This window comes from Micromonospora mirobrigensis (genome assembly GCF_900091555.1).
Classification (GTDB): Bacteria; Actinomycetota; Actinomycetes; order Mycobacteriales; family Micromonosporaceae; genus Micromonospora; species Micromonospora mirobrigensis.
In genome coordinates this window covers 148,090-163,153 of sequence record NZ_FMCX01000009.1, presented here as the reverse complement: position 1 = coordinate 163,153, position 15,064 = coordinate 148,090, and the positions used below count along the sequence as shown (strand labels likewise).

At 71.1% G+C, this 15,064-nt stretch carries 14 protein-coding genes and 2 tRNA genes; 5 read left to right on the top strand and 11 right to left on the bottom strand.

Annotated features, from left to right (window positions below; translation table 11 throughout):
• The first annotated feature begins 14 nt into the window (after positions 1 to 14).
• Positions 15 to 818: an MBL fold metallo-hydrolase gene (locus tag GA0070564_RS25385; protein ID WP_091614154.1), complete on the top strand. Its 804-nt coding sequence runs from the start codon at positions 15 to 17 to the stop codon at positions 816 to 818.
• A gap of 99 nt (positions 819 to 917) precedes the next feature.
• On the opposite strand, the gene GA0070564_RS25380 is transcribed toward GA0070564_RS25385, so the two are convergent.
• Positions 918 to 1,337, bottom strand: a complete 420-nt coding sequence (locus GA0070564_RS25380) for a CBS domain-containing protein (protein WP_091614150.1) — start codon at positions 1,335 to 1,337, stop codon at positions 918 to 920.
• Between the two features lie 135 nt (positions 1,338 to 1,472).
• On the opposite strand from GA0070564_RS25380, the gene GA0070564_RS25375 reads away from it, so the two are divergent.
• Positions 1,473 to 3,053, top strand: coding sequence for a serine/threonine-protein kinase (locus tag GA0070564_RS25375; RefSeq protein WP_176730836.1), 1,581 nt, complete (start codon positions 1,473 to 1,475; stop codon positions 3,051 to 3,053).
• A 267-nt stretch (positions 3,054 to 3,320) separates the two neighbouring features.
• Here GA0070564_RS25375 and GA0070564_RS25370 read toward each other — a convergent pair whose 3' ends face one another.
• Entirely contained in the window at positions 3,321 to 4,166 is an 846-nt protein-coding gene (locus GA0070564_RS25370; protein WP_091614143.1) for a hypothetical protein, read from the bottom strand.
• Complete coding sequence (locus GA0070564_RS25365; RefSeq protein ID WP_245670230.1) at positions 4,163 to 4,660, bottom strand: SigE family RNA polymerase sigma factor; 498 nt, start codon at positions 4,658 to 4,660, stop codon at positions 4,163 to 4,165. Before GA0070564_RS25365 ends, GA0070564_RS25370 begins: the two co-directional genes overlap by 4 nt.
• A gap of 131 nt (positions 4,661 to 4,791) precedes the next feature.
• Between GA0070564_RS25365 and GA0070564_RS25360 the strand changes: the two genes are divergently transcribed.
• The gene (locus tag GA0070564_RS25360) at positions 4,792 to 5,022 is read left to right on the top strand and encodes a hypothetical protein (RefSeq protein WP_141714864.1); all 231 of its coding nucleotides are present in this window, start codon (positions 4,792 to 4,794) and stop codon (positions 5,020 to 5,022) included.
• 40 nt (positions 5,023 to 5,062) lie between these two features.
• Here the strand turns inward: GA0070564_RS25360 and GA0070564_RS25355 are convergent, their stop codons facing one another.
• From GA0070564_RS25355 to gyrB, 7 genes are all read right to left on the bottom strand, one after another.
• Positions 5,063 to 5,644 (bottom strand): uridine kinase family protein, encoded by a 582-nt coding sequence (locus GA0070564_RS25355; protein WP_176730835.1) that lies wholly within the window; start codon positions 5,642 to 5,644, stop codon positions 5,063 to 5,065.
• A 122-nt stretch (positions 5,645 to 5,766) separates the two neighbouring features.
• Positions 5,767 to 5,842 (bottom strand) — tRNA-Ala (locus tag GA0070564_RS25350).
• 45 nt (positions 5,843 to 5,887) lie between these two features.
• Positions 5,888 to 6,016 carry a DLW-39 family protein gene (locus GA0070564_RS29650; RefSeq protein ID WP_218104999.1) on the bottom strand — a complete coding sequence of 43 codons (129 nt, stop codon included), beginning with the start codon at positions 6,014 to 6,016 and terminating at the stop codon, positions 5,888 to 5,890.
• A gap of 44 nt (positions 6,017 to 6,060) precedes the next feature.
• Positions 6,061 to 6,134, bottom strand: a tRNA-Ile gene (locus GA0070564_RS25345).
• 275 nt (positions 6,135 to 6,409) lie between these two features.
• Positions 6,410 to 7,330, bottom strand: a complete 921-nt coding sequence (locus GA0070564_RS25340; protein ID WP_091614131.1) for a DUF3566 domain-containing protein — start codon at positions 7,328 to 7,330, stop codon at positions 6,410 to 6,412.
• A gap of 3 nt (positions 7,331 to 7,333) precedes the next feature.
• Positions 7,334 to 11,116, bottom strand: a complete 3,783-nt coding sequence (gene gyrA, locus GA0070564_RS25335; RefSeq protein WP_091614127.1) for an intein-containing DNA gyrase subunit A — start codon at positions 11,114 to 11,116, stop codon at positions 7,334 to 7,336.
• Between the two features lie 128 nt (positions 11,117 to 11,244).
• Entirely contained in the window at positions 11,245 to 13,197 is a 1,953-nt protein-coding gene (gyrB, locus tag GA0070564_RS25330; RefSeq protein ID WP_091614124.1) for a DNA topoisomerase (ATP-hydrolyzing) subunit B, read from the bottom strand.
• A 521-nt stretch (positions 13,198 to 13,718) separates the two neighbouring features.
• Between gyrB and GA0070564_RS25325 the strand changes: the two genes are divergently transcribed.
• Complete coding sequence (locus GA0070564_RS25325; protein WP_091614120.1) at positions 13,719 to 14,273, top strand: hypothetical protein; 555 nt, start codon at positions 13,719 to 13,721, stop codon at positions 14,271 to 14,273.
• Here GA0070564_RS25325 and GA0070564_RS25320 read toward each other — a convergent pair.
• A complete protein-coding gene (locus GA0070564_RS25320) occupies positions 14,258 to 14,737 on the bottom strand; it encodes a MarR family winged helix-turn-helix transcriptional regulator (RefSeq protein WP_091614116.1) in 480 nt (159 codons plus the stop codon). The genes GA0070564_RS25325 and GA0070564_RS25320 overlap by 16 nt on opposite strands.
• Before the next feature lie 90 nt (positions 14,738 to 14,827).
• On the opposite strand from GA0070564_RS25320, the gene GA0070564_RS25315 reads away from it, so the two are divergent.
• Positions 14,828 to 15,064: a hypothetical protein gene (locus GA0070564_RS25315; protein ID WP_091614112.1), complete on the top strand. Its 237-nt coding sequence runs from the start codon at positions 14,828 to 14,830 to the stop codon at positions 15,062 to 15,064.

Below are 15,064 nucleotides of genomic sequence, written 5' to 3'. Positions count from 1 at the left end.
GGTACCGCGACGGCATGGTGACCCCGCAACCGGACGTGACGTTCATCGGCACCGCGACGACGGTGCTGCGGATGGGCGGGTTCACCCTGCTCACCGACCCCAACTTCCTGCACCGTGGGCAGCGGGCCTACCTGGGGTACGGGATGTGGTCGAAACGCCGTACCGACCCGGCGCTGGGCATCGCCGAGCTGCCGCAGCTGGACGCGGTGGTCCTCTCCCACCTGCACGGTGACCACTTCGACCGGGTGGCCCGCCACGGCCTGGCCCGGGAACTGCCCGTCCTGACCACGCCCGAGGCCCGGCGGAAGCTGCGCCGGTGGGGTTTCCGGGCGGCCGAAGGGCTGCCCACCTGGAGCTCCCACGAGCTGCACCGGGACGGCTCGACGCTGCGGGTCACCGCCCTGCCCGGCCGGCACGGACCGGGCGCGCTGGACCGGCTGCTGCCCGACGTGATGGGCAGCCTGATCGACCTGGAACGTGACGGCGAGCGGCAGTTCCGCCTCTACGTCACCGGGGACACCCTGCACCGACCCATGCTCGCCGAGATCCCGGAACGCTTCCCGGACATCGACGCGATGCTGATCCACCTCGGCGGCACCCGGATCGCCGGGGTGCTGCTCACCATGGACGCCCGGCAGGGCGCCGACCTGGTCGAGCTGGTCCGGCCGAAGCTCACCGTGCCGATCCACTACGACGACTACCCGGTCTTCCGGTCGCCGCTGCGGCACTTCGTCGACGAGGCCCGCCGGCGGGGCCTGGTCTCCGCCGTACGGACCGTCGCCCGCGGCGAGACCGTCCCACTGACCCCACCCGCCTGACCCGCCGGCTCCCGGCGGGCCCGCTCGACCCGCCGCCGGAGACGCCGATCGCCGCCGCCCCGGAACCCGGGACGGCGGCGACAGCTGGACGTCGGCGGGTCAGCCCCGCTCGGAGATCGCCTCGATCAGGTCACCCACCGGGCGCTCCGGCAGCGAGCGCGCCACGTCGGCGACCGCCACGATGCCGACGAGCTCGTGCCCGTCGATCACCGGCAGCCGGCGTACCTGGTGCTTGCCCATGGTGCGCAGAATCTCGATGGCATCGTCGTCGGCGCCGATGGTCACCGCCTCGCCCTGGGCCAGCTCGCCCGCGGTCACGTTGCCCGGGTCCCGCCCCTCGGCGAGCACCTTCACCACGATGTCGCGGTCGGTCAGCATGCCCTTGAGCCGGTTGTCGTCGCCGCAGATCGGCAGCGCCCCGACACCCAGCTCGGCCATCCGGCGGGCGGCCACCCGGAGGTCGTCCTGCTCACGGACGCAGGTCACGTCGCTGGTCATGATGTCGCGTGCGGTCGGCATCGGCGTCACACCTCACTTTCAGGGATCGTGGTCTCCTGTCTCGTACCCCGGGCTGGCGGGCGCATGCTGTCCGATTCCGCCCACCGGCCGAGCGCGGGCGGTGTAGCGAGGGGCGCGGATGGAAACATGGAGGCGGTGTCGAGACTGTTGGGTGGGCGTTACCGGACCGAGGAGCTGCTAGGCAGCGGTGGCATGGCCGCCGTCTGGCGGGGCAGGGACCTGCGACTGGACCGCCCCGTCGCGGTGAAGGTGCTCACCGGTGCCGGGCTCGACGACCCGACCGCCCTGGACCGGTTCGACCGGGAGGCCCGGGCGGTGGCCCGGCTGACCCACCCGCACATCGTCGCCGTCTACGACTTCGGCACCGACGACGGCGACCCGTACCTCGTGATGGAGCTGGTCGAGGGGGCGACCGTCTCCGCGCTGATCGGCCGCGGGCCGATGCCCGTGGCGCAGGCGGTCGCCATCGCCGAGCAGACCTGTGACGGGCTGGTCGCCGCCCACGAGGCGGGCGTGGTGCACCGGGACATCAAGCCCGGCAACCTGATCGTCACCCCGACCGGCATCGTGAAGATCTGCGACTTCGGCATCGCCCGGCTCGCCCACGACGGGGAGAACACCCTCACCAACGCGGCCACCCGGCTCGGCACCAGCTCCTACATGTCCCCGGAGCAGGCCGTCGGCGGGGCCGTCGACTCCCGCACCGACCTGTACGGGCTGGGCTGCACCCTCTACGCCATGCTCACCGGCATCCCACCGTTCACCGGTGACCCGCTGCACGTGCTGCACCAGCACCTGCACGACCCGGCGGCGGCACCGAGCAGCCGCCGCGCCGACGTACCGACGGCACTGGACGCCCTGGTCGCGGAACTGCTCGCCAAGGAACCGGCCGACCGGCCGGCGGACGCCGCCCAGGTCCGGGACCGGTTGGCCGCGATCCGGGCCGAGCTGCCCGGTGCGCACGCCGCATCCGTGCCGCTGGCCCCGGCGGCGGCGGCCGCCGCCGCCGGCCCGGCGCACCCGGCCGGGCCGTGGCCGGTCGCCGGAGGTGTCCCGTTTCCCCGCCCGGACGCCCGACCCGCGGTCGACCGGGCGGACCCGCCGACGGACCGGCGCCGGCAACGGCACGGCCTCGCCGCGGTGCTGGGCGTGCTCGCCGTGGTCGCGCTCCTCGCCGTGGTCGTCGCGAGTCAGCTCACCGGCGAGGACGACGACCCGGTGACACCGCCGCCGGTCGCGGCGCCGACCGCCGCGGTCGTCACCCAGGCCGCGCCGAGCCCGGTCGTCACCGTCACCGCCGCGCCGGCAACCACCGAGGCCCCACCGAGTACGCCCGCACCGTCGACCCGCACCACCTCCGCCGCGCCGGCCACCCGCAGCGCCGCGCCCACCAGCGCTCCGGCCAGCAAGCCGCCACGCACGGTCAGCCCCTCGCCCTCGCCGCCCCCGCCGAGCGACCCGATCGTGGCCATCCGACTCTCCATCAAGAAGCAGGTGGACACCGGTCAGCTCAGCCCGGACGCCGCCAGGGACCTGTACGCGAAGGTGGACGCCATCGCCAAGGACCGCGCCTCAGACGACCCGCAGCGGGCGAAGGACGACATCAAGAAGTTCCGCGACAAGCTCACCGAGCTGAACAAGGGCGGCAAGTTGACCGACGCCGGCTACGCGCAGCTGACCAAGGACATCAACCGGGTCGCCGCCGAACTGAACTGACGCCCTGCACTGCGGCGACGGTCAGCGGCGGTCGCGGGACCGGCGCCGGGCGACCCAGACGCCGCCGGCCGCCGCCAGCAGCGGCAGCAGCAGGCAGAGGAACATGACCGACAGGTGCCACGGCTTGATCGCTCCCACGGTTGGCACCGTAGCGCCCGCCGTCCAGTCCCGCCCGCGCCGGACACCCCGCCGGCCGGTACGGGCCGGACACCCCGGTCGGGCCCGGGAAGTCCCGCAGGCGACCTCCCGGGCCCAGTGGGGACGGGGTCAGCGGGCGACCCGGGAGGCCACGGCGGTCGCGGCGCTCCGCAGTTCGGCCCGGGTCAGCAACGGCGTCGCGGTGCTGACCGCGCTGCCGTCGCCGCCGAAGTAGTTCACCGCCAGCAGCCGCAGGTGATAGCCCTGCGGCAGCTTCACCTGCACCTGATAGAAGCGGTACTTCCCGCCCGCCCTGGCCGGGGTGGTCTCGGTCGTCTCCACCACCTCCAGGCCGTCGGGGGTCGTGGACGCGTGGCACGAACCGGGCTCCATGCTGTCGTCGCACTCGATCGGCGGTGAGCAGGAGGTGGAGCCGGTGGCACCCGGCGAGCCACAGCCGGACGGCCGGACCCACATGTACAGGCCGGCCTTCCCGCCGCGGCGGGCCAGCCCGGAGCGGGCGACGAACCCGACCGGATCCCGCTCGGCGCGCATGGCCGGGTGACCGTCCGGCAGCCGCTTCTCGCCCGGGACGTCCGGCATGTAGATCCATCGCACGTCCGGCGCCGCCCCGGCCACGGCCTCCTCGAGCGCCACCCGCAGCCCGTCGAGGGTCCGCTGGATCGCCTGCGGACTGCTCGGATCGAGCCGCAGACCCGCAGCCGACGCGGACGCCGACGGAACGGCCGACACCGGAACCGTCGGAGCCGCCGCCGGCGGTGCGGGCCGAGGCCCGGCGCCCCCGCCCAGGGCGACGCCGACGGAGACCGCGACCCCGGCAACCGCCAGCGCCGAACCCGCTCCCGCCGCCCGACGCAGCAGACTTCCCCGCCGCTGGCGCTCGATGATCCGGTCCACGTCGACCGTCGACGGCGGTGGGGTGCCGATGAACTCGTCGAAGACCTGCTGATTCACGGAATGCTCCCCGTTGAGTAGGCGAGGGCGCGCAGCGTCTCCAGCCCTCGCGCCGACTGACTCTTGACCGTGCCCGCGGAGATGCCCAGCAGCTCCGCGGTCTCCTCGACCGAGTGGTCGAGATAGAAGCGCAGCACCACGACCGCCCGCTGCCGTGGCGCCAGTCCGGCCAGCAGCATGGTCAACTGGTCCCGGTCACCGACCCGGTCCGGAGACGTCCAGCCGCTCTCCGGCGGTGCCACCACCGGCTGCTCCCGCCGCCACGGCCGGCGGCGCTCGTCGAGCCACGACCTGGTCAACATCCGCTGCGCGTACGCGTCCGGGTTGTCGGTCGCGCTCACCTTGCGCCAGTGCCGGTAGAGCTTGCCCACGACGATGGACACCAGGTCGTCCGCCGCGTGCCAGTCGTGGCACAGCAGGTACGCCGCCCGCCGCCAGCGGTTCATCCGAGCACCGACGAACGCCCGGAAGTCGTCCTCCTCGGACCTCTTCACGCTGCTCCCTCCCGTTGCCTCCACCCGCACGACGGCAGGCACACCCGGAGGGGTTGCACCGACAGCCCGACAACTACCCGGTTGTCGGTCCGGCGCTGGTGATCCTTGCCGTGCGGGCGCACACTCGCCGCATGGGCACGTTCCAGCAACCGCACCCCGACCGCGCCTGGTTGAGGCGCGACTTCGTCGATACGAGCACCAATCCGTACTCGCTGGACGCGCGGACGGAGATGATGGGCCGCCTTGCCGAGGGCACCGGCGGCAGCCGGGTGGCCCGCGCGGTCATGCGCGCCGTCGCCGGCGCCACACTGGTCGCCTTCGCCGTGGAGCTCGTTCGGGAGTTGCTGCGGATCTGGACCTGACACCGGCCGGCGGCAGGTCGGACCGGACGGTCGGCGCCGATCAATGACCCGGCACGACAAGGTCGAAGGTGTCGGTGGGGCGCACCCGGGTGAAGTAGAGCGTCTCGGCTGCGTCCCAGCGCGACCACCAGTGCTGGTTGCCGTGACCCCGGGCGGTGAGACGTCGGAACCTCTCCGCTCGGGGGGTCTCGACAAGGACGGCCAGGTCGATGAGATCTTTTACCTCGGGGCGAGCGGCGTAGACCCCTTCGACGATGATGACCGGTCGAGCGGCCAGCGCGATGGATCGCGGTGCCAGCCCTCCGGTCGGTAGCCAGCTGTACGGCCGATAGTGGGCTGGCTGGCCCGACTTCAGGGGTTCGAGTGCCTCCCGGCGGAGGCGCTGCCAGTCGAAGTACTGCTGAAGCCCCTCCTCGGGGCTCAATGCCCAGCGTCGTTCGTGGGGCATGTCTCGGTAGAAGTCATCGACGTGGACCACGCTGGCATCCAGTCGCGTGGCGAGTACTTCGGCGAGGGTACTGGTTCCTGCGCCGCTGGGCCCGTCCACGGCGATCACGAGAGGGCGGGGCGTCGTGTCGGTGACGAGGCGGACGACCAGGCCGGCTGATTGTTCGGGGCTCACGGTGCCCAGTGAACGCGGCAATCTCCGGGCCAGCCAGCCAAATTGGAGGTGAGCGGGGATCCGCGCGGGAACGGCGTGACCGCTTGGCTGTACTCCGACCCGAGGTTCACCGGGGAAAGTGCTGGTGGAGCCCAGGGGACTCGAACCCCTAACCCCTGCCTTGCAAAGGCAGTGCTCTGCCAGTTGAGCTAGGGCCCCGCGTACGGCAGGTGCCGCGCGTGCTGGCAGTGGACGAGCGGACCGTCAGCGCAGGTCGGGCGCGGTGGTCGCCTCGTGCCAGAGAGCGCGCTCGTCGTTGGAAGCCTTGACCTTCCGGGCCACCACGGCAGCCGCGCCGACGATGCCGACCAGGAACAGAAGCTTCTTGAACATGGGGCGACCCCTCGCGCTCGACTGCCGTCGGGAAGGACGTGCGGTGGGGCTAGCTGGAATCGAACCAGCGACCTCAGAGTTATCAGCTCTGCGCTCTAACCGACTGAGCTATAGCCCCGCGTAGCGACGAGCAAGGTTAACCCATCGCCGCAGCCGCCCCCAAATCGGGGTCCGCCGTGGCGCCCGCGCGCTCTCCCGACCGTACCCGCCGCCCGGCGCCGGGAGCGACCCCTTTCCGACCCCGCCGCTCCACGCGGCGCGGTTTGCGGTCATCCCGGGCCATCCGGAGCCCGGGAAAGGCCCAGCCGCCGCATCCCGGAGCCTCCAGGACCCGGGAACGAAAGAACGCCGGGACACCGCGTCGGCGGTGTCCCGGCGTTCCCGGTCCGATCGTCAGTCGCGCTCGGCGAGCGTCAGCTCGATGCCACCGACCAGGTCGGCGCAGACGTTGTAGACGAAGGCCCCGAGGGTGGCCAGCGCGGTGAAGAGCACCACGTTGACCAGGCCGATCAGGGCCGAGCTGAGGATGACGCCCTTCGCGGTGATCCGGAACCCGCTGGTGCTCTCCCCGCCGCCGGCGTTGACCAGGTCGGTCAGGCTGTCGTTGACGCTCTTGAACACGCCCATCGCGTCCAGCGCGAGGTAGAGCACCGAGGTGGCGACGACCACCACGATGAAGAGCACCACGGAGACGGCGAAGGCGAACTTCATCACCGACCACGGGTCGATCCGCTTGAGGTTCAGCCGGGCCCGGCGCGGCCCGCGGGAGGCGGCCGAGGTGACCGAGGTACGCGCGGCGCGTACCGCGTCACCGACCCGGGCGGCCCCGACGGCGCTGGCCCCCACGCCCGGCGGGAGCCCCCCGCCGCTGGCGGGGCGGCCGGCGGCGGGCCGGGCGGTGTCCTGCTGCGGCTTGGCCGACGAGACCCGGGCCTGGGTGCCGGTCGTCCCCACCCTCGGCTGGGTGCCGGTGGCGGTGGTCGACTTGGCGGCGGCCTGCCCGGCGCCGACCTTGATCGGCTGGGTGGCGCTGGGGGTGCGGTCGGCGGCGGCCGGTGGGTTCGCGGCGGAGGTCGCCTCGACCGCCGGCGCGACCTCGGTCTCCTCGCTGGACCCCGAACCCTCCCCGGGCTTGTCCGGCGGCGGCGCCATGCCCGGGGCGCGGGTGAACTTCGGGGCAGGCGCGTCGCCGGGGACGGTGGCACGGCCGACGGCCGCCCGACCGGTCGCCGATGTGCCGCCGTTGGCGGACTCCTCGTCGACCGCGTTGGCCGAGGTCCCCTTGTTCCCCGACTTCGCCTGTGTCTCCGTCATCAACTAGTCCTGTTCGTCAGGCTCGTCGGCATTGCGAGCAATCGCCACGATAGTCACGCCGTCCGGGAGGTCCATCAGCTTGACCCCCATTGTGTTCCGGTCACGCGTACGGCGTACAGGCTTCACCGGAGTCCGGATGACACCACCGTTGCTGGTGATCGCGAAGAGCTCGTCGTCCGGGTCGATCACCACCGCACCGACCAGACCACCCCGCCGCTCGGTGATCTTCGCAGTCAGCACGCCCTTACCTCCCCGGCCCTGGACCGGGTATTCCTCGATCGGAGTACGTTTCGCGTACCCGCCGTTCGTCGCCACCAGGACGTCCAGGCCCTCCCGCACGACCTCGACCGCGAGCAGCTCGTCCTCCTCGCTGAACCGCATGCCGATCACCCCCGACGTGGCCCGACCCATCGGCCGCAGCGCCTCGTCGGTGGCGTTGAACCGGATCGCCTGCGCGTTCTTGGAGACCAGCAGCAGGTCCTGCTCCGGGCCCACCAGGACAGCACCGACCAGCTCGTCCTCATCGCGCAGGTTGATCGCGATGACGCCGCCGGACCGGTTGGAGTCGAACTCCTCGAGCCGCGTCTTCTTCACCAGGCCGTTCTTCGTGGCGAGTACCAGGTAGGGCGCCACCTGGTAGTTGGGGATTTCGATGATCTGGGCGATCTGCTCGTCCGGCTGGAAAGCGAGCAGGTTGGCCACGTGCTGGCCCTTGGCCACCCTACTGGCTTCGGGAAGCTCGTACGCCTTGGCCCGGTAGACCCTCCCCTTGTTCGTGAAGAACAGGATCCAGTCGTGGGTGGAGCATACGAAGAAGTGGCTGACGATGTCGTCCTGCCGCAGCGTCGCCCCGCTGACGCCCTTGCCACCGCGCCGCTGCGAGCGGTAGAGATCCACCTTGGTCCGCTTGGCGTACCCGGTGCGGGTGATCGTGACCACCACGTCCTCGCGGGCGATCAGGTCCTCCATGGAGACCTCGCCGTCGAACGGGATGATCTTCGTACGCCGCTCGTCGCCCCACTTCGCGACGATCTCCCCGAGCTCCTCCGAGACGATCTGCCGCTGCCGCTCCGGCTTGGCCAGGATGTCCTTGAGGTCGGCGATCTCGATCTCGAGCTTGGCGAGGTCGTCCAGGATGCGCTGCCGCTCCAGGGCCGCCAGCCGGCGCAGCTGCATGTCCAGGATCGCGGTCGCCTGGATCTCGTCGATCTCCAGCAGCCGGACCAGGCCCTGCCGGGCGTCCTCGACGGTGGGCGAGCGCCGGATCAGCGCGATCACCTCGTCGAGGGCGTCCAACGCCTTGGACAGACCGCGCAGGATGTGCGCCCGCTCCTCGGCCTTGCGCAGCCGGAACGCCGTCCGCCGCCGGATCACCTCGATCTGGTGCTCGACGTAGTAGCGGAGGAACTGGGCCAGGTTCAGCGTCCGCGGCACCCCGTCGACCAGCGCCAGCATGTTGGCGCCGAAGGTCTCCTGGAGCTGGGTGTGCTTGTAGAGGTTGTTCAGCACCACCTTGGCGACCGCGTCCCGCTTGAGGACGAGCACGATCCGCATGCCGGTACGGCCGGAGGACTCGTCCCGGATGTCGGCGATCCCGGCGAGCTTCCCCTCCTTGATCAGCTCGGCGATCCGCTCGGCGAGGTTGTCCGGGTTGACCTGGTACGGCAGCTCGCTGACCACCAGCGCCGGCCGGCCCCGCTTGTCCTCCTCGACCTCGACCACCGCACGCATCCGGATCGAGCCCCGCCCGGTGCGGTACGCGTCCTGGATGGCCTGCTGGCCGACGATCAGGCCGTAGGTGGGGAAGTCCGGGCCCTTGACGATCTCCAGCAGCGCCTCGAGCGTGGTGGCCTCGTCGGCCTCCGGGTTCTCCAGGCACCACTGCACCGCCGCGCCGATCTCGCGCAGGTTGTGCGGCGGGATCTTGGTGGCCATGCCGACCGCGATGCCCTCGGAGCCGTTGATCAGCAGGTTGGGGATCCGGGACGGCAGGATGGTGGGCTCCTTGGCCCGGCCGTCGTAGTTGTCCTGGAGGTCGACGGTGTCCTCGTCGATGTCCCGCAGCATCTCCATCGCCAGCGGGTCGAGCTTGCACTCCGTGTTGTGGCTGACGAACCCGTCGGAGACGAACGAGTGGTCGTCGGTGTCCACCCGGATGCTGTAGACCGGCTGCACCCCCGCGTCGACCAGCTCGGCGACCTCGGCGTAGTAGAAGCGACCGTCGACCAGCGGCTCCACCACGTCGAGGATCCCCGGCTCGGTGACCCGGGCCGCGATCTCGTCGCGGTCCCGCTCCCAGCGCTCGATCCGGTCCACGTTGTGCCGGCGCAGCCAGTCCCGCTCGGTCCAGCGCGTTGCGCCGTGCTCGCGGATGAAGTCCCCGACGAACGGCACGAAGTCCCCGGCGAGCGCCCGGCTGGTCGCCGGCACCTGCGCCAGCTCCGACTCCAGCTTGGCCTGCTTGCGGCCGAGGAAGCCGACGTGGGCGGCGAAGATCCGCGCGTCACGCCGGTTGGTGATCACGACCTTGATCTCGCCGTCGTCGTACCGGCACTGCTTGCTGACCACGCCGAACTCCAGCAGGAGCTGCTGCACCTCGCGGGCCAGCCGCGCGCTGCGGGTCGAGTACGACACCTGGATGGTGTTGCGGGGCAACAGCGAGGACGAGCCGTCGCCCTCGAAGAGCGCCTGGAGGAAGGCCCGCCTGACCGCGGCCGGCCCCTGCCAGACGAACTCGGGTACGAACTTGGCGGCGCTGCGCGCCCCGACCAGCTCGCCCAGGAAGCTCTTCCGCAGCGCGGAGAGGTCCTGGACGTCGAGTTCGGGCAGGGTGCTCCCGGAGGCGATGACCCGCTCGCTGACGTACCGGGGACCACCGACGGCGAGATCGTAGGCCGCCAAGACCCGGACGAAGAACTCCCGGTCGACGTTGTTGAAACCGGCCCGCCCCTCAGACACCCAGCCCTCGGAGACGAACGCACCCGCGAGGACGGCTGCCTCGACGTGCTCGAGCATCGGGTAGCCGATCTCGTCCGGCACGGTGCGCTGGAGCACCACCCGGTCACCGGGGGAGATCTCGGCGAGCAGCTTCCACAGCAGGGTCGGCACGCCGGCCACGTCCACCAGGCAGAGCACCGGGTGGTTGTGGGTGCCGGTCAGCTCGTACCCCTCACGGGTGCGCAGCCGCAGCGTGGGGTGCTCGCCGGAGTGGAAGAACTTCGAGGCGCGGACCAGGTCGCCGTTGCGGTCGCGGACCTTGAGCTCGACGTCGGTCTCGCTGCTCGGCGCGGCGCCCGGCACGACGTCGCCGATCCGCACGCTGCCCTCGGCGGTACGAATACGGACATCTTGGGTCAGACAGTAACGCATCGCCGCAGCCGGGTCATTTCCGGGCGAACCGAAGTTGCCGTTGCCGTCCACCAGCGGATACCGCAGCGACCACGGCTGGGCCATCCGGACCAGCGCGTCGTAGATGGCCGAGTCGCCGTGCGGGTGGAACTGACCCATCACGTCACCGACGACCCGGGAGCACTTCACGTAGCCGCGGTCCGGCCGGTAACCCGAGTCGAACATGGCGTACAGGATCTTGCGGTGGACCGGCTTGAGCCCGTCCCGGACGTCCGGCAGCGCCCGCCCGACGATGACGCTCATCGCGTAGTCGAGGTAGGAGCGCTGCATCTCCACCTCGAGGCCGACCGGCTCGATCCGGTCGTGCTGGACGACGACCGCGGCCGGTGTCTCCGGGGTCTCCGGCTCGTTCGGGGTGGGCTCGGGAAGATCCGTCACTTGTTAACCCTTATCAGACTCAGAGTCGGTTTCGTGCTGTGGATAACCGCTGTGGAAACCGGCCAAGTTGTGGATAACTCTGTGGATCGGTGGGCCGACCGGTGGATCACGGTCGGCCCACCGGCCGGTCAGATGTCGAGGAACCGCACGTCCTTGGCGTTGCGCTGGATGAAGGACCGGCGCGCCTCGACGTCCTCACCCATCAACACGCTGAACAGCTCGTCGGCGGTTGCCGCGTCGTCCAGGGTCACCTGGCGCAGCGTACGGGTGGCCGGGTTCATCGTGGTCTCCCACAGCTCGGGGTAGTTCATCTCGCCGAGACCCTTGAACCGCTGGATGTCGTCCGGCCGCGCGTTGGCCTTCTTCTGCTGGCGCAGCGCGATGAGCCCGTCCCGCTCCCGGTCGGAGTACGCGTACTGGGCGTCGTCGCCCTTCTTGTTCCACTTGATCTTGTAGAGCGGCGGGGCGGCCAGGTAGACGTGGCCCAGCTCGACCAGCGGCCGCATGAAGCGGAACAGCAGGGTGAGCAGGAGCGTCTGGATGTGCTGGCCGTCGACGTCGGCGTCCGCCATCAGCACGATCTTGTGGTAGCGCAGCTTCTCGATGTCGAAGTCGTCGTGGATGCCGGTGCCCAGCGCGGTGATCAGCGCCTGGACCTCGTTGTTCTTGAGCACCCGGTCGATCCGGGCCTTCTCCACGTTGAGGATCTTGCCGCGGATCGGCAGGATCGCCTGGGTACGCGGGTCGCGGCCCTGCTTGGCCGAACCGCCGGCCGAGTCGCCCTCGACGATGAAGACCTCGGACTCGCGCGGGTCGGTGGACTGGCAGTCGGCCAACTTGCCCGGCATCGAGCCGGACTCCAGCAGCGACTTGCGTCGGGCCAGCTTGCGCGCCTGCTGGGCGGCGATCCGGGCCCGGGCCGCCTGGGACGCCTTGGTGATGATCATCTTGGCCTCGGCCGGGTTCCGGTCGAACCAGTCGACCAGCCGGTCGTTGCAGACCCGCTGCACGAAGCTCTTCACCGGGGTGTTGCCCAGCTTGGTCTTGGTCTGGCCCTCGAACTGCGGGTTGGTCAGCTTGACCGAGATGATCGCGGCCAGCCCCTCGCGGATGTCCTCGCCGGAGAGCTTCTCGTCGCCCTTGAGCAGCTTCTTCTCGGCGCCGTAGCGGTTGACGACGCTGGTCAGCGCGCTGCGGAAGCCCTCCTCGTGGGTGCCGCCCTCGTGGGTGTTGATCGTGTTGGCGAAGGTGTAGACCGACTCGCCGTACGACTCGTTCCACTGCATGGCGATCTCGACCGCCATGCCCTCCTCCGCCTCCTCGGCGTCGAACTGGACCACCGTCTTGTGGATCGGGTTCTTCGAGGCGTTGAGGTGCCGGACAAAGTCGGCGATGCCGTCCTCGTAGAGGAAGGTCACCTCGCGCACCTTGCCCTCCTCGCCTTCGGCGACCCGCTCGTCGAGCAGGTGGATCCGCAGGCCGCGGTTGAGGAAGGCCATCTCCTGCAGGCGCCGGTAGATGGTCTGGAAGTCGAAGTCGACGGTCTCGAAGATCTCCGGATCCGGCCAGAAGGAGACCGCCGAGCCGGTGCGGTCGGTGGTCTCACCCTTCTCCAGCGGATCGGGCTTGGAGTTGGCGTACTTCTGGCGCCAGACGAAGCCGGCCTTGTGGATCTCCACCGCCATCCTGGTGGACAGGGCGTTCACCACCGAGACGCCGACGCCGTGCAGACCGCCGGAGACCGCGTACGCCTTGCCGTCGAACTTGCCGCCGGCGTGCAGCACGGTCAGCGCGACCTCGACACCCGGCTTCTTCAGCTTGGGGTGCAGGTCGACCGGGAAACCACGGCCGTTGTCGGTGACCCGGACGCCCCCGTCGGCGAGCAGCACCACGTCGATCGTGTCGCAGTAGCCGGCCATCGCCTCGTCCACGGCGTTGTCCACGACCTCCTGCACGAGGTGGTGCAGGCCGCGTTCTCCGGTCGACCCGATGTACATACCGGGTCGCTTGCGAACCGCCTCCAGCCCCTCCAGGACGGTGATCGACTCGGCGCCGTACTCCTGCTTGTCCTCCGCTGCCACGCTCGGCCACTTTCTCGCACCGACCACGCCAGGGCGCGGGGCGCGGGTTCGGCGGACAGGACGCGACGTCGGCGCGCACGGACCGGCCCCGGATGCCCAGGTCACGGATCGTGTACGCCGGTCGCCGCGGTTGCCCGCGGATCGCGATCGGCTGGACCGGACCCGCAACAACGACCAAGGGCCCGGTGGGCCCGTGTCGTCGTTTCACGTCCGATCGTCGTCTCAGCGTCAATCTTACTGTGCGCAGACGACAGAACCGCCACTCGGCACCCCTGGAGAGGCGGCTGAGAAGTCCGTAGCGGCCCGAACTTCGCTGTCCGCGACTCCCCCTACACGCCAGCCCCCCGGTCACGGTCGCCGTCGCCGTCGAATCGCCCCGCCGACGCCGGGGCGGGCGGGCGGCGGCCGGCGGCCGTACCGTAGCTTTGCCACGCCACCCCGGGGCCGGTCTTGATCTTCTCCGGTCGGAACCGGGACGATCGACCTGATCGCTCCCACTCGTGCTGAAGAGGTGACGCCAGATGGGGCTGGACAACGTCGCGGTGCACTGGCCGCGGACCGGCCGCTTCTACGACCCGGTCGCGCCGGCCGAGTTCGTCGACTTCGGCGAGATCGTCGAGCTGCCGCGGATCTCCGCGCCCACGGCGGCGCTCGCCGAGCTGATCGCCAAGACCGGCACCGTCCGGGCGACCGCGTACACCGAGCTGGTGGACCTCCTGCTCGGGCTGGAAAATGTGCTGTACGCCACTGACGCCGCCGCCGAGGACGAGGACCCGGTGATCGACCCCGACGGCTGCTCGTGGATCGCCGGTGGGATCGAGCGGTTCGTCGCCGCGCACCGGCCGCACGGCGAGGAGGTCACCTTCGACTCGGTCAGCGACGTGCTGCGCGGCCTGCTCGCCGACGGGCGCCTCGCCGAGCAGCAGCTCCGCTGGCTGGGCACCCGCCTCGACGCGCTGCGCGACGAGGCCGGCGACCCGCCGCAGTGGACCTTCACCTGCGCCGAGCTGGCCGTGCTGGCGGCCTTCTACCGCCGCTGCGCCGACCGGGGCTTCGCCGTCTACGCCGACGCCTGAGGGTCCGGGTCGGCCTGCGGCGGCCGGTTCGCCGCGACGATCACCTGGGTCAGCGCGGTGTGCAGCTGGCGCAGCTCCGCCAGGGGCAGCCCGAGCCGCGCCACGATGGCCGGCGGGATCTGCTCGGCGCGCTCCCGCAGGGCCTGCCCGGCCGGGGTGAGCCGCACGGCGAGGGTGCGCTCGTCGGTGGCGCCCCGGTCCCGCCGGACGTAGCCGGCCGCCTCCAGTCGCTTGAGCAGCGGTGACAGGGTGCCCGGATCCAGCTGGAGCAGCCCGCTCAGCTCGCGTACGGACAGCGGCGCGTGCTGCCAGAGCGCGAGCATGACCAGGTACTGCGGGTGGGTCAGCCCCATCGGCTCCAGCAGCGGCCGGTAGACCGCCACGACGCTGCGCGCGGCCACCGAGAGCGCGAAGCAGACCTGCTGCTCCAGCGCGAGCGGGTCCTCCGCGGGCTGGTCGGGCACCGGCGCCTCCTCCTCGTCGTTGCGATCGTACCAATGCTTGGTGTACTAAATGTTTGTACACCAACGGTTGGGCGGCGAAGGGACCAGCGGATGAGCGACGAGCAGCGGGCGACCTCCGGCGAGGGCGGCCGGCTGATGGCCTGGTCGTTCCGGAACTGGGCCGGCCCCCCGGAGGTCCAGGGCGCGGTGCAGGGCGGCTCGCAGGGCGCCCGCGACGGGTGGAAGCAGGACCTGGAACGGCGCAAGCAGTGGAGCCGTGAGCAGCGCGAGCGCAAGCGCGCCGAGCGTGAGGCCCGCCGCGCCGAGCGCAAGGGCGGCCTCGGATAG